Annotated in this window: 18 protein-coding genes and 1 riboswitch; of the genes, 8 read left to right on the forward strand and 10 right to left on the reverse strand. The window is 46.5% G+C overall.

All coding sequences use genetic code 11. From position 1 onward, the window contains the following. Nucleotides 1–2: 2 nt before the first annotated feature. From HY58_RS01920 to HY58_RS01955, 8 genes are all read right to left on the reverse strand, one after another. Complete coding sequence (locus tag HY58_RS01920) at nt 3–1238, reverse strand: ABC transporter ATP-binding protein (RefSeq protein WP_039126849.1); 1236 nt, start codon at nt 1236–1238, stop codon at nt 3–5. A 19-nt stretch (nt 1239–1257) separates the two neighbouring features. Next, nucleotides 1258–2247, reverse strand: a complete 990-nt coding sequence (locus tag HY58_RS01925) for a hypothetical protein (RefSeq protein ID WP_039126853.1) — start codon at nt 2245–2247, stop codon at nt 1258–1260. Beyond that, complete coding sequence (locus tag HY58_RS01930; RefSeq protein WP_039126856.1) at nt 2244–2948, reverse strand: WbqC family protein; 705 nt, start codon at nt 2946–2948, stop codon at nt 2244–2246. The genes HY58_RS01925 and HY58_RS01930 overlap by 4 nt, the downstream gene beginning before the upstream one ends. A gap of 1 nt (nt 2949) precedes the next feature. Then, the gene (locus HY58_RS01935) at nt 2950–4032 is read right to left on the reverse strand and encodes a DegT/DnrJ/EryC1/StrS aminotransferase family protein (protein WP_039126858.1); all 1083 of its coding nucleotides are present in this window, start codon (nt 4030–4032) and stop codon (nt 2950–2952) included. Nucleotides 4033–4076: 44 nt separating this feature from the next. Beyond that, nucleotides 4077–5219, reverse strand: a complete 1143-nt coding sequence (locus tag HY58_RS01940; protein ID WP_072037559.1) for an acyltransferase — start codon at nt 5217–5219, stop codon at nt 4077–4079. 109 nt (nt 5220–5328) lie between these two features. Beyond that, nucleotides 5329–7296, reverse strand: coding sequence for a TonB-dependent siderophore receptor (locus HY58_RS01945; RefSeq protein ID WP_039126863.1), 1968 nt, complete (start codon nt 7294–7296; stop codon nt 5329–5331). Nucleotides 7297–7391: 95 nt separating this feature from the next. Then, a riboswitch (cobalamin riboswitch) is annotated at nt 7392–7634 on the reverse strand. Between the two features lie 14 nt (nt 7635–7648). Continuing rightward, nucleotides 7649–8041, reverse strand: a complete 393-nt coding sequence (locus HY58_RS01950; protein WP_216593756.1) for a group 1 truncated hemoglobin — start codon at nt 8039–8041, stop codon at nt 7649–7651. A 94-nt stretch (nt 8042–8135) separates the two neighbouring features. Continuing rightward, nucleotides 8136–10202 carry a TonB-dependent receptor plug domain-containing protein gene (locus HY58_RS01955; RefSeq protein WP_039126865.1) on the reverse strand — a complete coding sequence of 689 codons (2067 nt, stop codon included), beginning with the start codon at nt 10200–10202 and terminating at the stop codon, nt 8136–8138. A gap of 37 nt (nt 10203–10239) precedes the next feature. Between HY58_RS01955 and HY58_RS01960 the strand changes: the two genes are divergently transcribed. From HY58_RS01960 to HY58_RS01980, 5 genes are all read left to right on the forward strand, one after another. After that, nucleotides 10240–11583, forward strand: a complete 1344-nt coding sequence (locus tag HY58_RS01960) for an APC family permease (protein ID WP_039126868.1) — start codon at nt 10240–10242, stop codon at nt 11581–11583. A gap of 65 nt (nt 11584–11648) precedes the next feature. Further along, a complete protein-coding gene (locus tag HY58_RS01965) occupies nt 11649–12848 on the forward strand; it encodes a PLP-dependent aspartate aminotransferase family protein (RefSeq protein WP_039126871.1) in 1200 nt (399 codons plus the stop codon). An 81-nt stretch (nt 12849–12929) separates the two neighbouring features. After that, a complete protein-coding gene (locus HY58_RS01970; RefSeq protein WP_052323769.1) occupies nt 12930–14420 on the forward strand; it encodes a TolC family protein in 1491 nt (496 codons plus the stop codon). Between the two features lie 147 nt (nt 14421–14567). Continuing rightward, nucleotides 14568–15956 carry an efflux RND transporter periplasmic adaptor subunit gene (locus HY58_RS01975; protein WP_039126874.1) on the forward strand — a complete coding sequence of 463 codons (1389 nt, stop codon included), beginning with the start codon at nt 14568–14570 and terminating at the stop codon, nt 15954–15956. A gap of 318 nt (nt 15957–16274) precedes the next feature. Beyond that, nucleotides 16275–17312, forward strand: a complete 1038-nt coding sequence (locus tag HY58_RS01980; RefSeq protein WP_039126877.1) for an NAD(P)H-dependent glycerol-3-phosphate dehydrogenase — start codon at nt 16275–16277, stop codon at nt 17310–17312. 1362 nt (nt 17313–18674) lie between these two features. Here HY58_RS01980 and HY58_RS01985 read toward each other — a convergent pair. Next, nucleotides 18675–20042 carry a coproporphyrinogen-III oxidase family protein gene (locus HY58_RS01985; RefSeq protein ID WP_039126880.1) on the reverse strand — a complete coding sequence of 456 codons (1368 nt, stop codon included), beginning with the start codon at nt 20040–20042 and terminating at the stop codon, nt 18675–18677. Between HY58_RS01985 and HY58_RS01990 the strand changes: the two genes are divergently transcribed. Further along, the gene (locus tag HY58_RS01990) at nt 19995–21959 is read left to right on the forward strand and encodes a BamA/TamA family outer membrane protein (RefSeq protein WP_253271481.1); all 1965 of its coding nucleotides are present in this window, start codon (nt 19995–19997) and stop codon (nt 21957–21959) included. The two genes, HY58_RS01985 and HY58_RS01990, sit on opposite strands and share 48 nt — an antisense overlap. Nucleotides 21960–22145: 186 nt before the next feature. On the opposite strand, the gene nudK is transcribed toward HY58_RS01990, so the two are convergent. After that, nucleotides 22146–22742, reverse strand: coding sequence for a GDP-mannose pyrophosphatase NudK (gene nudK / locus HY58_RS01995; protein ID WP_039126887.1), 597 nt, complete (start codon nt 22740–22742; stop codon nt 22146–22148). A 94-nt stretch (nt 22743–22836) separates the two neighbouring features. Here nudK and HY58_RS02000 point away from each other — a divergent pair, with 94 nt between their 5' ends. Together HY58_RS02000 and HY58_RS02005 are read left to right on the forward strand one after the other, a co-directional pair. Further along, nucleotides 22837–23871, forward strand: coding sequence for a DUF4271 domain-containing protein (locus HY58_RS02000; RefSeq protein ID WP_039126891.1), 1035 nt, complete (start codon nt 22837–22839; stop codon nt 23869–23871). A gap of 37 nt (nt 23872–23908) precedes the next feature. Beyond that, nucleotides 23909–24706: a uroporphyrinogen-III synthase gene (locus tag HY58_RS02005; protein ID WP_052323772.1), complete on the forward strand. Its 798-nt coding sequence runs from the start codon at nt 23909–23911 to the stop codon at nt 24704–24706. Nucleotides 24707–24989: the final 283 nt, after the last annotated feature.

Here is a 24989-nt window from a genome sequence, read left to right on the forward strand (position 1 = left end):
TACTATTCCTGTTCAGATAGCACCAATGGGAAATCGGGCCTGATATAACCCATCCATTTATTAAATCCTGTTGATACATCCCTTTTATCCTCAACTTCAAATTGAATGCAATTATCCAGGAAGAATAACTCCTGCGTAACATCTTTTCCAAAATAAAGGGAAAAGTAAAATGTTCCATTGTTTAGAAAATTTCCCGGAATCTGGCAAGCGCCCTTAATTAAGGTGCTGTTCAATTGAACTGGCTTACTGTAAATATCAAAAATGCATTCGCCTGAAAGGGTAAATAAAAGCAGGTCCACATTTATTGAATCAGCACCGGAAAGATTTTCAAAACTGAATTCAACAGTGAAAGGTGTGGTTACATCAATCAGGTCATAATCTGATGCTACTGCTGGTTTTAATTCAACCGACAATACACGTATATACTCATTACCAGGTGCATCCTCTCTCGACCATTCCTGTTTAAGTTTCATCTGTTTCTTATCAGCCAGGTAACTATTTATCAGGTTTCTGGGATCTCCAACTTTTTTTACAGTCCCATGATCCATCCAGATGGCCCTTGTACAGAGAGAAGCAACGGCCTGCATGTTATGGCTTACAAAGAGGACTGTTCTGCCTTGTCCACTTGACAGGTCTTTCATCCTGCCAAGGCATTTTTGTTGGAATTCTGCATCACCCACTGCAAGAACTTCGTCAATGATAAGAATATCCGATTCCAGGTATGCACCAACAGCAAAAGCAAGCCTCACATACATTCCTGAACTATACCTTTTTACCGGAGTGTCAATAAATTTATCAACTCCTGAAAAATCAACAATGTCATCAAATCTTTTCCTGATCTCATGCTTTCTCATACCCAGAATTGCTCCATTCAGGTATATATTTTCCCTGCCGGTCAATTCTCCATGAAACCCGGTTCCTACTTCTAACAATGAGGAGACTCTTCCTTTTAATTTTAAAACACCGGAACTGGGGGCCGTTACCCGTGAAAGTATTTTCAGCAAGGTTGATTTACCGGCACCATTGCTGCCGATTAATCCAAGTATTTCCCCTTGCTCTACAGTAAAATTTATATTCTTCAATGCCCATAATTCAGAGGTTTCGGATTCTTCTTTTTTCAACCTCTTATAAAAATTGTCAATCAGTCGGCCAATGTCCTTGGATAAGTAGTTTGAACCAATTTCGCCCAACGTATATTTTTTACTTACATTTTCAACCCTAATTACTGTGTCCGACATATTTGATACTTATCCTCGTTTATATTCTTTTCAAACTTCGATAGGCAGGAAAATAATTTGATTTTTCCCCTGCCATCCCACACTCAATGCACAATTTATTGTAAATATCAGCATTAAATATTTCACGCAAAGGCTGAAGTGGTTTTCGGATGCCCCCGAACCGCATCTTAAAATCTTCCAGGTTGTCACCCGGTACCACGCCTCCTCCAAGGTTAAGTAATCTTTTTCCCTTTGCTTTATAGTATAATACCGCCTGCCAGATCAGGTGGGCGCCAAAAGCCTTCCCCTCAGGTACTGAAACATTGAAGAGGTAATCTGCATTCCAGCTGCCTTCCGCAAATACTGATACAGCCAGTATGGAAGAACCACTCATAATTCCGAAAATGCTTGTATTGTCTGATTCTATAATTCTTTGAAGCGTCTCCGCAGAGAAAATATATACAGGAGCCGCTTGTTTGGAAAGCATTGATTCATAATAGTTCGATAAGAAGAATTCTGCCAATACTTTCTTGTCGCTTATTATCTCCTCTTTTATCTGCACGAAATTTTTTAACTGTCTCTTCCTGTTCTGGGATAAATTATTGAATACCTCAATTTCTTCTTTATCCAGTTCTATTGCATATACATAATGTGGGTTATCAGCATGCTCTTGTATCGGAAGTTGAGGAAACTTCTGGAAGGGATCCTGGTTTATATATGCGCAGATATATCCCTTTTCTGTCATTAATATTTTCCAGTAATTATAAAATTCCGGTGAGGCACTTCCTGCAGTAAATCCGGAAAAGCCATAGGGGGTCACAATATCAATATAGCCCTTAAATTCTCTTTCGGCCAGTGGACAAATAACATGTTCATTTCCTGACTCATAATGGTATAGAAAGGTTTTATATCCTGTAGAGAGATGCATTGCATTATTGCTCTCCCATGTATGGGAAAAGGAGTGGGGCACCTCGCGCAAACGATCTTCCCATTCCTTCTTATCACACAATGGTATTAATTCCTGTATCATTCGTAATGCAATGTATAATTTTTGAGAAGGGTAGCAGCCGATGCCGGGGAATTATTCATCAGGATATCAATGATAGACAGCCCCGCAACAAATGATTCAGCAGGCTGCGGATAATTGATAAAATGAGGCTCAAGGAATGCTAATACTATACCATTATGACGAAAATTTTCCTGCTTGTACAATTCTCTTCCACCCCATAAATTTACATAGGTAGTTGCTCCTGCTGTTCGGCATATATCAATGATTCTTTCCTGGCCCTGTAAAGCTGATTGAGGATAGCTTTGGCTGCTGTTTGTGAAAACCGTTTGCAGGTTTAGATAATTGCTTATTGCTATAGTGCTTTTCTGCGCAAAACTGTTTATGTCAACATGCTGCTGATTGATCAATGATTCTATCATTGAATATATACTATCATAATAGGGAGACTTATGATAGGCGTTATAAAGGGTTCTTAATAATTTCTCCTTCCACTTATGATCATAGGATATCAATGTTTCCGAAATAAGTTTGTTCTGCGATGCATCACGCAGAGGGATGGTAAACATATGTTCCCTGCCATTCAACAATATCCTGTTCCTGTTTATCCACCCTTTTTTTATATAGCTTACATCATCCAGAAATATAAACTTCTCCACAGCCGATATCAACTGGAAATAACCCAGGTAAGGAAAGGCATAGGGTTGCATGATGGCTATACGCATATCAGCAATTGTTATTTATGATCCTGCATATCCTGGAAATATTCTCTCTATCTAATTCCGGATACAGCGGCAAACATAAGACCCTGTTAGCAATATCTTCAGCAACAGGTGCCTGTTGTTCAGTCACATAGGGTAGTTTTGTCAGGGATGGATAGAAATACCTTCTTGGAAATATATTTTCTGCACCAAGCGCTTCCTGTACTTTAAGCAAGCTTTGCTCATCCTTAAAAATTACCGGGTAGTATGAGTAGTTATAAAGAGTATTCTCTCTGATTACTGGTTTTCTCAACTGTTCCCAGTTTATGATTGAATCATATATCGCAAAAATCAGTTTCCTTTTTTCTATGAGCATAGGAATTCTGTCCATCATACAAAGACCTATAGCTGCATGTATTTCAGAATTCTTGCCATTGATTCCTAATTCGTCGAATTGTGTTGGTGCGCTATGCCCGAAATTCATCATCAATGAAATTTTCTCAGCTAGTGCATCATCATTGGTAATGATCGCACCACCTTCAATAGTGTGAAACAACTTGGTGGCATGAAAACTTATTGTTGAAATGTCTCCATATTGCAAAAGGGATTTACCCTCGTACTCCACTCCATATGAATGCGCTGCATCATAAATAACCTTTAAATTGTGCTCTTTTGCAACTTTTTCTATCGCATGAGTATCGCATGGATTTCCGTAAACATGGGTTGCAAGAATTGCACTGGTTCTCGCACTGATTTTTGACCTCAACTTTGCCGGATCAATGCATAAACTGTTGGCTTCAATATCTGCATATACAGGTATACAATTTTCCCACACAATTGCAGAGGTGGTTGCTACATAAGAAAATGGGGTGGTAATAATTTCATCTTTCAATCCTGCCGCTTTAATGGCTATCTGCAAAGCAATAGTTCCATTGCCAACATAAAAGAGATGTTTAACGCCAAAATATTGCTTCAGCTTCTCTTCTAATTCCTGAACTACCGGCCCATAATTGGTCACCCAATTCCTGCTCCAGATTTCTTCTAACCGCGCTACATATTCTTCCAGCGGTGGAAGATGGGTTCTTGTAACATTGATTAATTCCTGCATTATGCCGGAAAATTACATAAAAGCATTAAGGTTTTATGGGTGTTTTAAAGTAGTGGGGGCGCTGGTCTACTATTGTTTCTTAATCTTGAACCAAGCTTTATACTGGGCAACTCAATGTATTTATAAAGTATCCATGCAATGATATAAATTATTATAAAGGATAGAAGCAGAAGGATAATTCCGGATACGTAATAATTCACCTCGCTTTCTAAAGCTCCCATTTTTTTGCTTAATGTAAATAATTCATGAATTATTGGTTGATGAATAAGGTATAGGCTATAACTACATATGCCCATAGAGACCAATGCCCTGTATGCCAGCCCGGTAGTTTTTTGAATTGGTTTTAAGAGATACCATTCCATAAAGGCTGTCCAGAACAGGACAGCAGTAAACAACATTAAATTCGGATGGAATTCAAAATATCTGCTTCCCATGTATATGATCATAGCACCAATAGAAACAAGGCCGGCGGAGGAGCTGAAAAGTTGTTTTTTAGACAGATGATATTCCGCCATCAACGCACCGGCGCACCAATTATACCATAACGCACCCGTAGAAAAATAATAACTGGCATGATAATATCCATCGGTTAACCTGTTTTCAAAAACCTTAAGTACAATTGCCAATAGAATACTTATAATGAATGCAAAACCTACTCCTTTTAATTTGCGGATAATCAGGAATATCGGGTATAGAAGGTAAAGTTGCATCTCCAGTGCAAGGCTCCAGAGTGAGGGATTGATGCCATAAATATTCTTTTCTGAAAAATTATGTACCAGAAAAACATGTTGCAATAGGTCTATAAATCCCTCAGATGTTTGAACATAAGCTCGCAAACCCGCAATCATTAATACTGTAGCTGCAAGGGTTATAATGTAGGGCGGATATATCCGCCAGAATCTTTTACTAAAATAGGTGCCCGCCTGAAAATTACTTCCATGGTTTAAAAAGTTTCTATGGATTACGTATCCACTGATAAGCAGGAACAATTGCACGCCAGACCATCCAAATGCGGTAGGAGAAAACTTTAGCAAAATATCAGAGGCACTACCACTCATTGTGCCATCTTCAGAATACAACAAATTATCACTCCTGGGAAACAATACCAATTGGGCATGAAATAGAAATACCATCAATATGGCAATGCCGCGTAAAAAATCAATTTTAGCAAGATGCCTCTCTGCCACCAGGGAGAAGGTTTAGGGGTTAATAGGGGAATATACCTATATTTTTAACCCGCCGGCATTTGCCGGCGGGTTAAAATCTAAACTACCCAATTACCTTGAGTGCCTCTTTTTACAGCTGCACCCTCACCCCCCCCATCATATTGAACCGCCTCGTGTTATACCCATAGAGATCGGCATATTTCCGGTCGGTGATATTCCTGAAATCGGTAAATACATCCAACTGCTTATTTAACTGGTATCGCGCATAGGCGTCGAGGTTGTAATAGGCATCCAGCTCCTTGATCTCCGTGCTCCAGGTGGCTGAATTATACCAGGTGTCCTGCCGCTTATCTACCCAGCGTAAACTCAGCCCCACATGCAGCTTTTTACTGAACTGGTAAGAGGTTCCCATATTAATACTGTGCTTGGGACGGCGGTATAAATTGAAATAACTGGTATCCTTGCCGGCAAGCCTGGTCTCTATTTTGCCATCCAGCCAACTGTGGTTTGCCGTTAGCTGCCAGCGCTCATTTGGCTGCACCCTCAGCTCCGTTTCTACTCCCTTATCATCCTGCTTATCGGCATTCCTGTACTGCCCATAAGGCGGATCAGGCAGTCCTGCAAATACGATCACGTCTTTTATCTTTCGCCTGAATGCCGTAACCCGCGCGGAAATGATCTTGTTATTGCTGGTATAATGTAGTCCCCCCTCATATTGATTGCTTCTCTCGGGCTCCAGCGCCGTATTGCCATACTCTGAGGCTAAATGATAGAGCGATGGAGCCCTGAATGCCGTTGCCACCGAAGCATATAGCTTCAACTGCGGCACCAGGTAAACATAGGGGTTGAAGGCATAGGTAAAGGCATCCCCGAAATCCTGGTGCTGCGTAAACCTTCCGCCCAACTCCGCACCAAATTTCTCAAAACCCTTTAGCGTAAAGGCGGCATAAGCACTCATCATACTCGCCTCCAGACTGTCCTTGCCCAGGTTCCCGAAACTGGTATTTATATCGGCTGTATTGCGACGGTAGTCGATGCCCGCCAACAGTCCCAGATGTTTCTGCAAACTGGTATTTATATAGGCCTCCGCAAATAGTGCCCCACCTTTATAGTCACCACTCGACGGGTCCCAGTCATTTGCGCCCGCCGGAATATTTACCGGGTCATCATAAACCCTCCGAACGGTATTGTAATTGGCATTGAATACCAGGTTGCCATTCTTTAACTGGTGACTGCTCTGTATGCCAGCTACCTGCTGCCGCTGCTGGGCGCCACTGTTACGGTCGTCTTCCAACGCATTGTCGTCAAGGTCGGCATCATACTCGCTGAACTGGTAATAGCTCTTAACTGTCCAGGCCTCGCTAAACTTATAGCCCGCAGCCAAATTCACCATATCCTGCTTCACCCCGTCTTTATCGAAATTGCCGGCACCACCCTCATCCTTAGCCGAAGAAAATCCCTCCGACTGCAATCGGTTATACTGTACCGAATAATTGAATTTATCAATCACACCTGATAAGCCAAGGTTGCCTTTATAAGTCCCATACGTGCCCGCTGCTAAAAGTCCATTCAGTCCGATCGCTTTATTGCTTTGGTTTTTCCGGGTAATGATATTGATCACGCCCGCCACTGCGTCAGACCCATAAAGGGTACTCTGCGCGCCTTTGAGGATCTCTACCCGCTCCACCTGGTCAATGGAAATATGATTCAGGTCAAACTGGATCGTTATCCCCGACCCATCAGTTACCGGCATCCCATCCACTAAGATCAGTGTATTGGCCGCTCCCGCACCTCTTAAATAAACGGTCTGGTTGGTGCCGGGCGAATTCTGTGCCCCATTGATGATGAGTCCCGCCTGTTCATTGAGTACCTGTGAAAGTGTTCTGCCCGCATTGTTTTCCAGAGTTCGCCTGTTGATGACCGTTAGCACCTTGCCCGTACTGCTTTGTTTCTGGGGTTGCTTGTTGGCAGTTACAATTACTTCATCGAGTGTTCTGCTGCTGTCGGCCTGCTTTTCGCTGGTTGATTGTGACATCAGTTTTGTACTGACATGGCTGCTGATGATAGTAGCAGCCACCATGATCCATTGTTTTTTCATGTCTGAAAAAAGATTAGGGTGACTGCTTCCGGAAAGTGGTGGGAATTATAAATCGCCTGCGCGTTTACCATTCCTGCTTTTCTCCCGAAAGCAAAATGTTGATTGATGGACGCGGCAGGTCTTCTGGCTCGTGTCTGTCAGTTACCTTCCCACCCGCTCCTGCGGATAGTGGTCTCTAAACTAACAGTGAAATTTTCGGGACTTTCAATCTCTCCATCTCTCTATCTCCATCTCTCCATCCCTCCATCTCTCCACATTACAGCTACGGGGATAGCGCCGGAATTAACCGGACTTCCCTTTTAATCCGCCGAAGCGGAACCGTTTCCGGCGCGAAGATATAAGAATGTACCTATTATTGTGCGATGATTTGTTTGCGCAAAGAATATCCGATGAACAACATGTCTTTTTGCGTTTCCTCGTCTATATTATGTTTTGCAAGAACTTCCATAATATCATCCATCACTGCCATGTATTCTGTTTCACTGATATTCATCCCTCTGTGCGTGGCCGGCATATCCCTGCCGGTATAAGCCTCTGATCCGCCACTTCCTGCACATAGAAATTCAACCAGCAATGATTTGGTATGTGCTAATTTCTCACCCTGTTCCAGGTAGGGAAGGAATCTTGCTTTAACGATAGGATTTATCATATGTGCGGCTACGATATCCTCAACGATTGCTTCAATGTTTTCTCTTTTTCCAAGCCTTTCGTAAAGTGAAAGGGTTGGCATGGCAACAGTGGTCATAATATATGTTTTAAGGTTTTTTGCAGAACGTAAAGCGGGTGCGGATCCGAAGCATTAATTTACAAAAAAATAGCTGGCCACGCAATAGCACTCCTTATTTCAATTGTATCCGCAATCCAGCATAATAATTACGCCCCGGCGCCACGTTATAATATCGCCCCCCAAAGGCATTGATATCATTTCCCAAACTATAGGTTGTATTGAATAAATTATCCGCACCTGCAAACCAGTTCAGTCCGCGGTACAGCCTGCTGCCGCCCCTTATTCCCAGCAAATGATATTGCTTCGCCTTTTCACTGTTGGCATCATTGAGCCAGATGGGATCCACATACTGGTATGCCAGATGTAAATTCATTCCCCCCTTACCGTCAACATCAAATCCCGCCGCCAATGTTTGCTTCGCCACTCCCGGAAGCCTGTTTCCGCTAAAATCATTCTCCACCTGTTTATAGTCCACATAACGGAAGGGATGCAGCGTATAACTCATCCAGGTGGATAAACTGATCGATTGTGCTGGCATTAGCACCACTGGCCCGTAGGAGAAGAATCCCTCAAATCCTTTCTGCCGTGTAGAGCCCGCATTTTCAAAATAGTCCGCCCCGCTCGCATCTCTTCTTTGCACTATGGCATCCCTCAACCGGTAATAAAAAAAATCAAGGTCAAAATAGAGCTTCTGCTTCAGGATCCTTCCTCGCAATCCCACTTCATAATTCCAGCCGCTTTCCGCCTGCAAGCTGGTATTGATCACACTCGTGGAGGGCAATAACTCCGATGTAGTTGGTGGCGAAAATCCCTTCGCGATCATACTGTAAAAAGTGAGTACCCCAAGTTTCTTTGTTAGCGCAACCCTCGGCATCCACTCTTTCCGGTAATTGCTGTTGAATTCAAATGCAGGCTCTTCACTCACCCGCCTGATCTCCACGGTATTGGCATTATAACTGAGTCCCGCACTCAACTGCCAGTCCCGCGGCAGGTCCAGTATCCCCTGCCCGAACAACAGCGCCGTACGGGGTTTCAGCCGATCATCGGTCTGCAGTTCGCCCTGTTCTCCATTTATATTACGGTAAACCTTAACCGAATAATTTCCCTGCTGCCACTCGCCGCCAATATTGAATTGTAACTTTGCTCCATTCTCTGCTCCGTCTGTTGTTTCAGGGAATAACGGAATGGTATAACCGAATACGATCCTGCCACCAAAATGTGGTTCCTTTCTTCGCTCATAATTTCGTACCGCCGGATTGGTTACACTGGTTGTTGCTCCATACAGGGAGATATCAATACTCGATCCCGAAAATGGCTTTAACTCCTGGTGCAATCCCCCGAACAATGTGCGCTGATCAATGGCTGCTCGGGCCGACACAGATGAAGGCAGGGTTCCTGCTGCGGGCCTCGACTGCCTCGGGTCTTTCTCAAATTCATTCCGGTTCAACGCTCCCGGTGTCTGGTACCAGAGATCGCCATAGAGCAGCACCATATCAAGCGCCGCCACAGCCGTTTGCTGCCAACGTCCCGTATAAGCCGCCACGGTTCTTTTCATATTCGTATGATCGCGGTAACCATCTGAACGCTGGTGGTGACCATAAACTGAATGTTTAAATGCCCTGTTGGAGGAGAGTGTTGCCCTGGCCTCCACCTGGTGCAGTCCATAGGAGCCCGTCATATACTGGAGGGATAGATTGCTGCTGTCGGCAATTTCTGTATTGGCTAATAACAATCCGCCGGTACCTGCGCCATAGAGACTGCTACCCGGACCTTTTAATATTTCTATATTGCTGAAATTGCCCACCGCAAACTGGTTCAGGTAAGTATTTCCTCCCGGGTCGGTAAAAGGGATCTGGTTATAATACATCCTTATATTCCTCACCCCAAATGGCGATCGCAGTGAACTACCGCGGATGGCTAACCGATAACTTCCCGGCGATCTTTCCTCCATACGCACACCCGGCAAACGGTTAATGGCCGGTAGGGCAGAAGCGGGTGAAAATCTTTGCCAGTCGCGTTCACGAACCAGCACAACCGAGGCCGCTGCATCCTTAATGACCGTGCGCCGCGCAAAGGCCGTAACTGTTACAGAGTCGAGCTTCTCCTGGGCCATGGATGCAGTGGTTGCCAGGCAGCAGGTGGCCAGCAAAAGGACTGCAGTATTTTTGATCGCCTTCATCCCCGCAAGTAACGCCACATTTTAATATCTTCCACCAATGAGTGCAAGAAACAAACTGAAACTTTTTGACCTTACCATGATCACGGTCGGATTGGTGATCGGCATGGGCATCTTCCGCACCGCCACCGATTCGGCACAGGCAGCGCTTACACCAACCATTTATTTTGCCGCCTGGATTGCCGGTGGTATCATCGCCCTCTGTGGCGCCCTTACCTATGCCGAGATCGGATCGCGCTTCCCCGTTACCGGTGGCTACTACAAGATCTTCGCCGAATGCTACCATCCCTCCGTTGCATTCGCCATCAACTGCATCATTCTTATTTCCAATGCCGCCTCCTTATCGGGTGTGGCATTGATCGGCTCAGAATATATCGCCCAACTGGTTTTTGACCAGCCCGCATCTGATTTCACCAAGGCCTTCATCGCCATGGGCGCCATTCTGGTTTTTTATTTTGTGAACCTTGCCGGCCTCCGCCTCAGTTCCGGAACCCAGAACATCCTCATGATCATCAAGATCGGGATGGTGCTGGTACTCATCGGTGCCCTCTTCTTTCCCGGCGCCGATTCTCTGGTGGCGAGTACCGCGGCTGCCAGTCCCACTGACCATTCCACCATGGACATTATCAAGTCTTTCGGCATCGCCCTTATCGCCGTTTCGTTTACCTATGGGGGTTACCAGCAGACCATCAACTTTGGCGATGAAGTACATGAACCGCGCAAGACCATCCCCCGCGGCATCTTTATCGGTATCCTCATGATCATCGGTCTTTACCTGCTGGTGCAGATGGCATATGTACATGCAATAGGTTTCGAACAGCTCAAGACCACCCGGGGCATCGCTGCCGTAGTGGCCGAGCGGATGTTCGGACCTACCGGAAAAACCATTTTCACCCTGCTGCTTTTTATGGCCGTACTCGCCTACGTGAATGTGCTGCTGCTCAGCAATCCCCGCGTGATGTATGCCATGAGCAAAGACGGGATCCTTCCAAAATCCTTCGCCAGAAAAGACGAAAAGCGTGATGTGCTAACGGTTAGCCTCAGCGTTTTTGCCGCCATCTGCATCATCGTCCTTTTCTTTGCCAACACTTTCGATAAGATCCTTGGCTTCACCATATTTCTCGACTCCATCGGGATGGCCACTTCTGCCGCCACCATCTTCATATTGCGCAAGCGGACCAGCCACCTCAACGGCACCGGTATCTATACCATGAAATTATTCCCCCTCATGCCGCTGATCTTTATCAGCGCCTATGCCTTCGTGGGGGTCAGCATATTTCTGAATACCCCAAGCCTGGCCATAACCGGCCTGGTGGTGTTCGCAGTTTTTCTGGCTATCTATTTCCTCATAGTCAAAGGAAGCAAAAAGCCTCAAAGGGAATAGCTTAGCCTCCATCCCTCCATCCCTCCATCTCTCCATTCCATCTCTCCATCACTCAATCTCTCCATATGGATCTCTCCAACATTCTTTATGCCTACGCCGAAGACCGCTCCCAATACTTCAACGCCATCGCGCCGCCCATTATGCAAACCAGCAACTTCGCTTTCCGCAAAGTGGAGGATATGAGCCGCGCTTTTGAAGATGAAATGAGCGGATACCTCTATAGCAGGGGAATAAACCCCACCGTCGATATTCTCCGGAAAAAACTGGCCGCCCTCGATGGCGCTGAAGATGCCCTTGTATTCAACTCCGGCGCCGCCGCCATCTTCGCCTCGGTGCTGGCCAATGTTAAATCGGGGTACCATATCCTCTCGGTTGATAACCCCTATACCTGGGCGAAAAAAATGTTCGATATCATCCTTCCCCGTTTCGGTGTGAAGACAACCTATATTGATGGACGGTCAGTGGAAAATTTTCGCGATGCCATCCGACCCAATACCGCGCTCATTTACCTGGAGAGTCCCAATAGCTGGGATTATGCCATGCAGGACCTCGAAGGCCTGGCAGCTTTAGTGAAATCGATCAATGCCACCCGCGCATCCGAGTCCCCATCAGATAAGCCATCTCCCCAGATCATCACCATCTGCGATAACAGTTATTGTACTCCCCTTTACCTGCAGCCGGCGCGGCTGGGGATCGATATTTCACTTCAATCGGCTACCAAATATATTGGCGGACATTCAGATGTGGTAGCCGGCGTTATCAGCGGCTCCCATGCCATGATGAAAAAGATCTTCGATTCCGAATACCTGAATATCGGTAGTGGTATACAGCCTTTCAACGCATGGCTGCTGATCCGCGGACTGCGAACCCTGCCCATGCGCCTCCAGCAGATCAGCGCCACTACCCGAACCGTCATCGAATTCCTCAAAGGGCATCCCAAGGTGGAAGAACTGCTCTTTCCGCTCGATCCTTCCTTTCCGCAGTTTGAGCTGGCGCGAAAGCAGCTCTCTGGTGCCTGCGGACTGCTCACCATTGTGTACCGCACCGAAGAGCGCGCCGAGATCGTCCGCTTCTGTGAATCTCTCAAGCATATCATGCTGGCCGTTAGCTGGGGTGGTCATGAGAGCCTGGTGATTCCACGTTGCGCCGGTATAAAACCCGAACATTTTGATGCTACCATCCGCGAACACCGCATGGTCAGACTCTATATAGGTCTCGAAACCGCCGACTATCTTATTGAGGACCTGCGGCAGGCTTTCACGTAACTGGGTGTTTTCACGATAATTACATGACCGGTCAGTTAAACATGATCAAAAGCTTTATTTTTAGCCCCTTAACCATTATTCATGAGCTTGTTGAGAAAGCGTTGTTCATTGCTTTTTACTATTGGATTTTTATTGGTCACATCCCTACCCACGGCCTTTGCACAGCAGCAGCCCGAAGTGTGGGACCTCCGCCGTTGCGTGGATTATGCCGTCGCCAATAATATCTCTGTTCGCCAGTCGGATGTCCAGAAGCGCCTCGCCGTGCTGCAGTATGAGCAGAACAAATATTCCAAATACCCCAACGCAAATTTTTCCACCAATACCGGTTTGCAGTTTGGTCGATCCATTGACCCTACCACCAACCAGTTCACCAACCAGCGCCTCCTCTTCCAGGGCTTCCAGTTCAGTACCGATGTTACCATCTACAACTGGGGCCGAATAAGTAATAATATTACCGCCGCCCGCCTCGAAGCCGAAGCCGCCGGCTCTGATGTGGACAAGGTGCGCAATGATATCGCCCTGAATGTGGCAACCGCCTACCTGCAGGCCCTGCTCTCCAAAGTGCAGATCGACATCTCCGCCGTTCAGGTGGAACAGAGCAAGGGGCAGCTAACGGATACACGCAAACGCGTTGATGCGGGAACACTTCCTGAACTGAATGCGGTTGATCTCGAAGCCCAGCTCGCCCGCGATTCGGCTACCCTTATCGGTGCTGAAGCTACCTACGAGCAGAACCTCCTCAACCTCAAAGCCCTGCTCAACCTCGATGCGGCGCTTCCTTTCACTATTGCTGTTCCGCCGGTGGACCAGATCCCTGTTGAGCCCATGGCCGAACTGATGCCTGAGGTTGTTTATGCGCTGGCGCTGCAGAACCAGCCTGCGCAAAAGGCTAATGAAACTAGGAAACAATCACTCGAATACGCGGTGAAAGCTTCAAAGGCCGCATTGTATCCCACTATCTTCGGATCGGGCGGACTCGCATCCAACTTCGCCTCAACAAACCGTAAAATCACGGGATTTAATTTCCTCGGGTATAGTGATCCCAATCCATCCGCAGGGGCGGTTACCGTTGACGGACAACTCATTTTTCTCCAATCGCCGAATGTGCAGATAACCCAGGCCAACAAAGGCTTCGGTGAACTCTGGAATGGCTGGGGTACACAGATGAATAATAACTTCCGCCAGAATGTGGTGGTGGGCATGAGCATCCCGATCTTCAACGGCTACCAGGCACGCACGGCCTATGAGCGTTCCAAGCTCAGTGTAAAAAACCAGGAGCTGATCATTGAACAGGGCAACCAGACCCTCAAGCAGGATATCTACAGCGCCTATACCAATGCGGTATCTTCCATGCAGCGCTTCAATGCCAGCCAGAGCAGTCTCAATGCCACGCAGAAGGCCTATGATTTTGCCCGCAGGCGCTATGATCTCGGATTACTAAGTACACTTGAACTGATCACCTCACAGAATAATCTCAACCGCACGAAGATCGATATGGCCAATGCGCAGTTCGATTATGTTTTCCGGATGAAGGTGCTGGAGTTCTACAGAGGGCAGGGGATAAAATTATAAGGGGTACTCCCCAAAATCAAAGGGGCTCCCCAAAATCAAAGGGGCTCCTCCAAATCAAAGGGGCTCCCCAAAATCAAGGGAACCCCAATAACGCGGGAAATCCCCCAGGAAAAAATTGGAATATTAAATTGAATTATTTTACATCGTATGAATAAGAAACTTATCTGGGTTATAGTTGGCGTGGTAGTGTTGGTTGGTGCTTTATTTGGTATGAAGAAAGCCGGCATTATCGGCAAGAAAGAAGGCATAAAAGTGACAACCGAAAAAGTGGAGAAGCGAACCATTATTGAAACCGTTAATGCCAGCGGTAAGGTATATCCCGAGATCGAAGTGAAGGTTAGTTCCGATATCTCCGGTGAAATTATTGAGCTTACTGTGGAAGAGGGCGATAGTGTTCGCCGCGGACAGATGCTGGCGAGGATCTTCGCTGATATCTATGTTACGCAGCGCGACCAGGTAGCTGCCGCCGTCCGCCAGCAACAGGCCCAGGTGGATAATAGCCAGGCGCAGCTGGAGGCCTTGAAAAGTGTACTGAACCAGAGTGAGGCGCAGTATAAAAGGCAGCAGCAATTATTGAATGAAAAAGTGATCTCCCGGGCTGAATTTGAGCAGGCGGAGAATGCATATAATACCGCCAAAGCCAATTACAATGCGGGTTTACAGGGTATCCGCGGCAACCAGGCTTCCGTGCAGAGTGCAATGGCCAATCTCCAGCGCGCTAATAAAGACCTTGGACGAACAACTATTCTTGCTCCCATGGACGGTGTGGTTTCATTGCTTGCGGTGAAGAAAGGAGAGCGCGTGGTGGGAACAGCGCAGATGGCGGGGACGGAGATGATGCGAATCGCCGATATGGGCAAGATCGAGGTTAGGGTAGATGTGGGGGAAAATGATATTCCGAAGGTTCACCTGGGCGATTCTGCGCTGGTGGAAGTGGATGCATACAATACCAGAAAGTTCAAGGGCATCGTTACACAGATCGCGAGCAGTAGCACGGGTGCGGGTACAGCAACTGCTGCCGTGAGTGATGTTACCAACTACAAGGTCTTCATCCGATTGCTTCCTGAAAGTTATTCCGATCTTATCGATCCTTCCCGCCCCAAGGCTTTTCCTTTCCGCCCGGGAATGAGCGCCAGCGCTGATATCCAGACCAAGCGTCATATTGATGTTATCGCTGCGCCCATTAATTCAGTTACAACGCGCGAGAAGGATTCCGATAAGGCAGTAACTGCTGCGAAAAGTTCAACCGAGAAAGTAGAAGAAGAAAATAATAACGCGACCGATGAGCGCAAATCCTTAAGTGCCGAGCTCGATGAGGTAGTGTTTGTGTTGCAGGCTGATAAAACAACTATTAAGAAGGTAAAAGTTCGTACCGATATACAGGACATCAATTATATTGAGATCCTCTCCGGACTAAAGCCGGGCGATGAGGTTGTGACCGGGCCATATTCACTGATCTCCCGCACGCTTAAAGATGATGATAAGGTTCAGGTGGTGAAGAAAGAGGATCTCTTCGAAAAGAAAAAGAAAGATTAAAGAGCATCAGAAGATAGGATCCTCAGAAGATAAAGTCAGCAAGAGATCAGATTTTCAGAATATCAGATTCTCAGAAGATAAAGTCAGCAAGAGATCAGATTCTCAGAATATCAGATCTTCAGAAGATAAAGTCTACAAGAGATCAGATTTTCAGAATAACAGATCTTCAGAAGATAAAGTCAGCAAGAGATCAGATTCTCAGAATATCAGATCTTCAGAAGATAAAGTCTACAAGAGATCAGATCCATAGAAAGATCAGGTCAAAAAACTATCAGATCAAGAAACAATAAGATCCACAAACCAGTAAAGGGAAGTTTAATGCGATTGGGAATAATTGGAAGCGGGAGCTGGGCTACGGCGCTGGCCAAAATTGTTACAGACAATAAGCACACATTGAACTGGTGGGTTCGTAACGATGCTATACTTGAGCATCTCTATGAACGCAAGCATAATCCACAGTATTTGTCTTCCGCCACTTTTGACACTTCACTCATAAAGCTCAGCACGGATATTGCTGCGGTTGTGCGTGACAGTGACTGTGTGGTGATCGCGGTTCCTTCGGCATATATTGAAGAAACGCTTGGCGCTCTCTCCGCTGATGCATTTACCGGTAAGTGGGTGGTGTCTGCGGTTAAAGGCATGCTTCCCGAGCAGAATATTTTGCTCAATGAGTGGTTCAACCAACGCTTCGCTTTACCGCTCTCCGATTATTATACGCTGATGGGTCCCTGCCATGCGGAAGAAGTTGCGCGTGAGCGGTTGAGTTATCTCACCTTTAGCGGGTTGCAGGAAGATCGTGCAGAAGAGATCGCTGCGAAGTTCCGGTGTTATTATATCAATACGGTCGTGAATAGTGATGTTATCGGCGTTCAGTATGCTGCTGTTCTGAAAAATATTTATGCACTGGGAGCAGGTATTGCACATGGACTCGAGTATGGTGATAATTTCCTCAGTGTACTCATCGCCAACTGCGCTGATGAGATGGCGGGTTTCCTCCGCCGCATGGGGGTGGGGAAGGTGGAGGTCGGTATCCACGGTCTCGAGAACCCCGTTACCCACCAGAAGGACGCCAACTATGCCGCCTCCGTTTACCTGGGTGATCTGCTGGTAACATGTTACTCCCTTCATAGCCGCAACCGCACCTTCGGAAATATGATCGGAAAAGGTTATTCCGTGATGAGTGCACAGCTCGAAATGAATATGGTGGCGGAAGGCTATAATGCTGCCCGCTGCATTCATGTGGTAAACCAGGTTGTGGCGGCGGACATGCCCATCGCCGAAACCATCTACCGCATTCTCTGGCAGCACCTCCCCCCGCGCCAGGGCTTCAGGCAGATCGAAAAGGTAATGATCTGAGAATATCGTATACCCCACCCTAAATCTCAGTTCCGATTTACAAATCGCAAGTCTGCAAAACGGCTCCACTTTTTTCGTGTGCCCTTAGATATTTACAAATCGCAAGTATGCGGCACTACTATACTGCAATCTACTCGCGCCATTGTTTTTACAAATCGCAAGTACGAGGAACTGCTCCCTATGTTGTTGACTTGCCCTTAGAATTTACAAATCGCAAGTATGCGGATCTGCTACCACTCTTTGCGACTGTCTCAAATTGCTTACAAATCGCAAATACGAGGAACTGCTCCCTATGTTTTTGACTTGCCCTTAGAATTTACAAATCGCAAGTATGCGGATCGGCTACCACTCTTTGCGACTGTCTCAAATTGCTTACAAATCGCAAATACGAGGAACTGCTCCCTATGTTTTTGACTTGCCCTTAGAATTTACAAATCGCAAGTATGCGGATCGGCTACCACTCTTTGCGACTGTCTCAAATTGCTTACAAATCAAAAGTAGGCGGCACTACTCTACAGTTTTCGATTAGCGCAAATATTTTACAAATCGCAAGTAGGGCAGAATGTTTAGTGAGTAATGAATGCTATGGTGAAAGAAAGTGAATGCCTGGAAGATTAATGAACGCTATTGCGTTGTTTGCGTTGTACCAGCCAATCACGTAATAATATCACTGCGAGGAAAACCAGGCCAAGCGAACCATATATGGTATAACTGAGGGGCATATTCACTATTAAGATACAAATTTCAATTTATTCGTTGCCTGCGGCACTGTTAAAAAGATGATCTAAGGCCTACTGGCGGTTTGTAAGTTTTGACTTCACTAAGAAAATGGACTTTTGTGGTGGGCTGCAGTCGGTTTGTAAGTTTTTACTGCTCATGCGATATAGACTGTTTCGGGAGATACTTGCGATTTGTAAGTTTTTACAACAAGAAGAGAATCACCTGTTCCTTGGAGATACTTTCAGTTTGTAAGTTTTGTCTGCATAAGAAAAATGGACTTTTGTGGTGGGCTGCATTCGGTTTATAAGATTTTACTGCTCATGCGATATAGACTGTTTCGGGAGATACTTGCGATTTGTAAGTTTTTACAACAAGAAGAGAATCACCTGTTCCTTGGAGATACTTTCAGTTTGTAAGTTTTGTCTGCATAAGAAAAATGGACTTTTGTGGTGGGCTGCATTCGGTTTGTAAGATTTTACTGCTCATGCGAAATAGACTGTTTCGGGAGATACTTGCGATTTGTAAATATTGAATGCACCAGGAAAATTGATAGTTTTTTGGAAACTACTTGCGATTTGTAAATTTTCACGGCACGTGAGAAATGTACTGGTCCTGCGGGCTATTGGCGATTTGTAAACCAACTTAAATGAACAACTCCGCAGCAATTCCATCCGCAAATAATTTGCCCTTATTCGTCAGGCGTACACTCTTTTCGTTTATCATTAAACGTTCCTCTTCCACGTTGAATTTACCCGCTCCCGCAATTAAAGTCTCCACCCGCTCCCCTCCAAATTCCTCCCGGATAAATTCGAGATCAACCCCTTCTATCGTGCGAAGCGCAGTCATCACATATTCATTGAACCGATTTTCGCGCGTGAGTATTTCCTCTTCATAGATGGGGTGGGTCTGCAGTCTTATTTCATCAGTAGTGTGCAGCTTTGCATCTTTAGTAGTATGCAATCCTCTTTCATGCAATCCTCTTTCATGGGCGGGTAACTCCTTTGCCTCATTTTGCAGGGAGGAATGCTCCGAAAATGATCGCATATACAATGCATTATTCGCAATATTCCAGCGCCGGCGCGGGGCACCGGAACCCTTGCTATATGAATGCGCTCCAGGCCCAATACCCAGGTATTCCACCCCCCGCCAGTATGAACTGTTGTGACGGCTCCTCCATCCGGGCCGCGCAAAGTTGGAGATCTCATAATGCTCGTAACCCGCAGCCTCCATCAAATCCATTAACAATAAAAACTGCCTGCTCTGCTGCTCCGGATCAGTATCAGGCATTTTATTAACGCTCACCATATGATGCAGCGCCGTTTTTGGCTCCACTGTTAGCGCATAACAGGAGAGATGCGGCACTCCCAATTCCAAAGCCTTATGCACATTTGCTTCCCAGGCGCTATCCGTTAAGCCCGGCGTTCCATAGATCAGGTCAATAGTCAGATTCCGGAACCCCGCAGCTTTGGCCAGCAGAATACATCGTTCAGCCTCTGCTGCCGTATGAGCACGGTTCATCCACAACAGATCTTCCTCCCGGAAGGATTGTACTCCTATACTCAACCGGTTTACCCCAGCCGCCTTCCACCCCTCCAGCATCTCTTCATTTATATCATCAGGATTGGCCTCCAGCGTGATCTCGGCATCGGAAGCCACGATAAAATTCTGGCGAATCGCCTCTATCAGAAGATTTAGCTCCCCGATTTGCGAACCCGCAACATCGCTCCAATCCTCATTCCCGGATGAACCACTTAAAGCTTTTGCAATATTTTCAGTGCCGCCGGAAAGAGCCGCAATATTCGCTGCACTAACCGTCAGCAGCGACGGCGTTCCACCCCCAAAATAGATCGTATCAACCCGCTGACCCGCTAACCGCTCACTTTCCTGCCCGATTTCCCTCAATAAAGCCTGCACCATCCCGTTCTTGTTTTGCAATAGCGTAGAAAAATGGAAATTGCAGTAATGACATGCTTTTCTGCAGAAAGGGATATGAAGGTAAATTCCGGCCAAAATGTTCCATCAGTTTGTTCAGCCGCAAAGGTAGGGCCATACCGCCATTTCGCCTTGTTAATGCTCCTGTTACTGGCATCACCCGCCCTCATGGCCCAATACCTCCTCCAGATAAAGCCCGCAGATACCGACAGCAACGCCATCGCTGCCCTCCAACTCAATGGTAGCTTCAAAAACCGGGAAGACTGTATCCGCTTCATCCGGAAACTACCCGAAACACTGGCCGCAAAAGGATTTGCCACGGCATCAGTTGACAGCATACTTACCGACTCGTCGCAAACTACTATCCACCTCTTCCTCGGCGAAAAATATCAGTGGAACAGCATTCATGTCACCGGTATCACTGAACCCGAACTGCAGGCAGCAGGCATCCGCCTTCCCAAAAAATCACAACCGTTCAAAGCCCCGCTGGTTGAGCAGATTCAACAACAATTACTCGATCACCTCTCCGATAACGGCTTCCCCTTCGCCACAGTGCAACTGGATAGTATAGTTTTGATGAATGGGGCAGAAGGCGGTCCGGTTAGCGAAAATTTGATCCGAAAGGGTAGTGGAAACAGCAACCACCAGATCAGCGGAGTGCTTGTCGTAAACAAAGGCCTGGCCTATAAAGTGGATAGTTTGGTAGTTAAAGGCAGCGCCACTATCTCCGAAAACTTCCTGCAACGCTACCTCGATCTCCCGCGCGGTAGCAACTACAATCGCAACCGTTTTGAAAACATCAGTCTACGGCTCCGCGAGCTTCCTTTCCTCCAGGAATCGCAGCCCTGGCAACTACGCTTCGGCGGAAACGGCGCCATCCTCGATCTCTTTCTCGAACCGAAGAAATCAAGCCAGGTGAATGTACTGGTGGGACTTCTCCCCGGCACCAATGCCGATGGCAGCAATAAATTCCAGGTAACGGGAGAGGCCAACCTCAACCTGCGTAATGCACTTGGCAATGGCGAAACCATCGGACTCAACTGGCAACAATTGCAGGTAAAATCACCGCGACTCAACCTGCTTTTCGAACAGCCCTACCTATTCGGAAGCGCATTCGGCATCAGCACACGTTTTGACCTCTTTAAAAAAGACAGCTCCTTTCTTAACCTCAATATGCAACTGGGACTCCAATACGCTGTTACCAGCCGGCAAACCGGAAAAATATTTCTCCAACTGCTTCGTACCAACCTGATCGATATCGATACCCAACGCATCCGCCAAACCCGCCGGCTACCCGCAGATGCTGACCGCAGCATCCTGAACCTAGGCGTCGATTACGAAACCTCCACCACCAATTACCGGCGCAATCCCACAAGCGGATGGGAACTGTTCAGCAGCATATCCGCCGGTACCCGAACCATTCGCCGCAGCAACGCCGTACTCGATCTTAAAGACCCGGCGTTCAACTTCGCCTCCCTATACGATACCATAAAACTCAAGAGCTACCAGTTTAAGCTACAGGGCCGCGTTGCACGATTCCTTCGCCTCGGAAGGCAATCTACCCTGCAACTATTGGCAAGCGCAGGCCTCCTGGAAAGTCCAACCCTCTTCCGCAACGAACTCTTCCAGATAGGCGGTTATAAACTCATGAGGGGATTTGATGAGGAAAGTATTTTCGCTTCACGTTATCTCGTAAATAGCATCGAGTACCGATACCTGGTTGGAATGAACTCTTATTTTTTTGGATTTGCAGATCTTGGATTCACCGGAACCAAAGCCAATTCGGCTGTGTCAACCGGCACACCCGGCTCACCAACCACGCCTGGCTCCGTACAATTTTCCGCAAGGGAACGATTCATCGGCACGGGCATCGGTATGGCCTTTGAAACCACCGCCGGCTTCTTCAACCTTTCTCTGGCAGTGGGTAAGCGCGGGAGCGAGAATTTTGCCTTCCGCCAATCGAAGATCCATCTCGGTTACCTGTCTTATTTTTAAGAATGAAAATTGCTTTACTTAATTCCGTTAAAAAAAATAACTACCAACCTGCGTATTCAAAAAACAAAAGAATTACGGATAGTCCACAACTCTTTAAAAACGCAATGGAAATAATGAAACGAATGAAGGAGGAAGACGGTCCTGGTAATGCAGTTAAACTAATTGAAACCATTTAATAAGATCATTTCATAAAATATTTTTCAAGCGCAGGTATTGAAGCAGCATGATCGTCTTGGCATCCCTGATCTCTCCGTTTTCTGTCATGGCCATCGCCTTTTCAAATGGCATCTCCAGCACCTCGATATTCTCCTGCTCATCAGCAGCGCCACCACCTTCATTCACCTTCATTTCCGCCTCGTATTCCGCAATAAAAAAATAGAGGATCTCAGTGACGGAACCGGGCGACATATATGCCTCATATATTTTCTTCAGATCATGAATGCGGTAACCCGTTTCTTCCTCCGTTTCGCGGCGGATACAATCCTCCGGATTATCTGCATCCAGTAACCCGGCACAGGCCTCGATCAGCATCCCATCCGGATTACTATTTACATAAGTAGGCATCCTGAACTGGCGTGTAAGGATCACCGTTTGCTTCTCTTTATTATACAGCATAATTACCGCACCATTGCCCCGGTCGTACGCTTCCCGCTGCTGCTCCTTCCAGGTGCCATCATGTTGTAAATAATCGAAACTGTATTTTTTTAACTTGTACCAGTTGGCTGATAATAACTCTTCCCGGATATTCCGGATCTTTTCATGGCTGGCATGGCTTGTTTGCATAGCGAAGGGATAAGTTTTTTATGGTTCTTAAAGATCGGTTGATAAATTATAATTTGCGGCCGGTTGTGGCTACCTATTTTTGCAACCATCAACAATGCGCCTACTTCTACTTTTCATATTTGTATTCATCATTTCAATTCCTGCACTGCTGGCCCAGGATTCCGTCACCAGGCAGCAATCACCCGCCGCGGCTGCAACGCCGCCAGCACCGAAATTGCCACAAAACAGGCAAAGCCGAACCGCTTCATCTGCGGTCCGCGACTCGCTGGCGGCCAGTAAACTATTGAAGCAGGATTCTCTTAGAAACGTTGCGCGCCGTATCGATTCATTTCGCACTGATTCCCTTCAACTGGATTCAATCAGCAAAATTCCTATTGAGCCGGTCAACTTCAAAGAATCAACTGTGTACAAAGTGTTGGAGGAAAATCCCTACTTCAATTTTTTGGGGGAGGGTGTATATCGTACCATCCAACTGCGTAAACATACCGGCAAAGAGCATTTCTTTTACCTGCTGGCTGCTCTTTTTTTATTACTGGCGGTGGTAAGGGCTGGATTTGGACGATATTTCAATAATCTCTTCACAGTCTTTTTCCGGGCTTCCCTAAAACAAAAGCAGATCCGCGAGCAGCTTCTGCAAACGCCCCTGGCTTCCCTCTTGCTGAACCTATTGTTTATTCTGGCAGGGGGATTATATGCCAGCTTTATCATCGGTAAACAACCGGGCGCGGCGGAGCTGAATTTCTGGGTTCTTTTTGGATATTGTGTGGCGGGATTAGCTATCATCTACCTGGGTAAATTCTTCATCCTCAAACTATTGGGATTAACCCTGGGTATGGAGCAAACTACCGATACCTATATCTTCATCGTTTTCCTCTGCAATAAAGTACTGGGTATCCTCCTGCTGCCGCTACTGCTCTTACTGGCCTTCGCGTCGCCCAGCGGTGCCATCATCGCCCTCACCATTTCTTACGTGCTGGTGGGAGGAATATTCCTGTATCGTTACTTAAGTTCTTATGGTTATATAAACCGGGAAGTAAAAGCAAGCAGATTCCACTTTTTTCTTTACCTTTGTGCCTTCGAACTAGCACCCTTACTGTTGATTTATAAGGGATTATTGAAAATTGTGTAGCGGTTAATTAACTTTAAGAAAATTTAGCTTGATAAAAATGCTAAAGAACGAGGCTAAGAAAGGAGCAACGGCTCCCCAAATAAAAAAAATCCTGATTACCCAGCCAAGGCCTGAAAGCGACAAGTCCCCCTACTTTGAGCTCGGCAGGAAGTATGGTGTTACTCTCGACTTTCACCCCTTTATCAGGCTTGAAGGCATTCCCGCCAAAGACTTCCGTAAGCAGAAAATCGATATTTCACAGTATTCAGCCGTGATCTTCACCAGCCGCAACGCGATCGATCATTTTTTCCGTACCTGTGAAGAAATGAAACTAAGTGTTAGCCAGGATACGAAATATTTCTGTATCACTGAGGCTGTAGCGCTTTATCTCCAGAAGTTCATCCTTTACCGCAAGCGAAAAGTGTTCTATGGCGCCGATGGCACCAATAAGAGCATGTTCGATGTGATCAATAAGCATAAGGAGAATGAAAAATTTCTCTATCCCTGTTCAGAGAACCAGCAGGATGGGGATATCGTCAGCTGGCTGAAAAGCCATAAATGCGAGTTCGCAACTCCCTGGATGTACCGCACGATGTTCAATGACGTTACCTCCCTCCTGGAAGGAAAACATTACGATATCATCTGCTTTTTTACCCCCTCAGGCATAAAAAGCCTTTTCGAGGCCATTCCCCAATTCAAACAGAACGGGATGCGCATCGGAGCCTTCGGTAGCAATACTACCCGCGCCGCCGAAGAACATGGACTTGTGCTCGACATCATGGCGCCCCAGCCCAAGGCCCCCAGCATGGTAGCCGCCCTGGAGCAATTCCTTAGCACAGTGAATAAGAAGAAGTAGGCAGTAGGGAATAGGCAAAAGTCAATAGCCAATAGACAAAAGTCATTAGCCAATAGGCAAAAGTCATTAGCCAATAGGCAGTAGGCAATTGCCAAAAGTCAATTGCCAAAAGGCAGTAGGCAAAAGGCAGTAGGCAATGTCAATTCGAAAAAGGTTCTTGCCAAAATGGATGCTTTCCATCCCTCCAACTCTCCATCCCTCCATTCCCGCTACTTTCAATTTGTAATTTAATCCCAGCAGCAAAAAAGCATCCCAGCTTCCGGCCACTTTCAATTTGTAAATT

This window comes from Flavihumibacter sp. ZG627 (genome assembly GCF_000814325.1).
GTDB lineage: Bacteria > Bacteroidota > Bacteroidia > Chitinophagales > Chitinophagaceae > Flavihumibacter.

What these genes read in the sequence shown, in the direction of transcription:
- HY58_RS01920 (WP_039126849.1), bottom strand. Translation starts at nt 1,238, where the DNA reads ATGTCGGACACAGTAATTAGGGTTGAAAATGTAAGTAAAAAATATACG.
- HY58_RS01925 (WP_039126853.1), bottom strand. Translation starts at nt 2,247, where the DNA reads ATGATACAGGAATTAATACCATTGTGTGATAAGAAGGAATGGGAAGAT.
- HY58_RS01930 (WP_039126856.1), bottom strand. Translation starts at nt 2,948, where the DNA reads ATGCGTATAGCCATCATGCAACCCTATGCCTTTCCTTACCTGGGTTAT.
- HY58_RS01935 (WP_039126858.1), bottom strand. Translation starts at nt 4,032, where the DNA reads ATGCAGGAATTAATCAATGTTACAAGAACCCATCTTCCACCGCTGGAA.
- HY58_RS01945 (WP_039126863.1), bottom strand. Translation starts at nt 7,296, where the DNA reads ATGAAAAAACAATGGATCATGGTGGCTGCTACTATCATCAGCAGCCAT.
- HY58_RS01950 (WP_216593756.1), bottom strand. Translation starts at nt 8,041, where the DNA reads ATGACCACTGTTGCCATGCCAACCCTTTCACTTTACGAAAGGCTTGGA.
- HY58_RS01955 (WP_039126865.1), bottom strand. Translation starts at nt 10,202, where the DNA reads ATGAAGGCGATCAAAAATACTGCAGTCCTTTTGCTGGCCACCTGCTGC.
- HY58_RS01960 (WP_039126868.1), top strand. Translation starts at nt 10,240, where the DNA reads ATGAGTGCAAGAAACAAACTGAAACTTTTTGACCTTACCATGATCACG.
- HY58_RS01965 (WP_039126871.1), top strand. Translation starts at nt 11,649, where the DNA reads ATGGATCTCTCCAACATTCTTTATGCCTACGCCGAAGACCGCTCCCAA.
- HY58_RS01970 (WP_052323769.1), top strand. Translation starts at nt 12,930, where the DNA reads ATGAGCTTGTTGAGAAAGCGTTGTTCATTGCTTTTTACTATTGGATTT.
- HY58_RS01975 (WP_039126874.1), top strand. Translation starts at nt 14,568, where the DNA reads ATGAATAAGAAACTTATCTGGGTTATAGTTGGCGTGGTAGTGTTGGTT.
- HY58_RS01980 (WP_039126877.1), top strand. Translation starts at nt 16,275, where the DNA reads ATGCGATTGGGAATAATTGGAAGCGGGAGCTGGGCTACGGCGCTGGCC.
- HY58_RS01990 (WP_253271481.1), top strand. Translation starts at nt 19,995, where the DNA reads ATGACATGCTTTTCTGCAGAAAGGGATATGAAGGTAAATTCCGGCCAA.
- nudK (WP_039126887.1), bottom strand. Translation starts at nt 22,742, where the DNA reads ATGCAAACAAGCCATGCCAGCCATGAAAAGATCCGGAATATCCGGGAA.
- HY58_RS02000 (WP_039126891.1), top strand. Translation starts at nt 22,837, where the DNA reads ATGCGCCTACTTCTACTTTTCATATTTGTATTCATCATTTCAATTCCT.
- HY58_RS02005 (WP_052323772.1), top strand. Translation starts at nt 23,909, where the DNA reads ATGCTAAAGAACGAGGCTAAGAAAGGAGCAACGGCTCCCCAAATAAAA.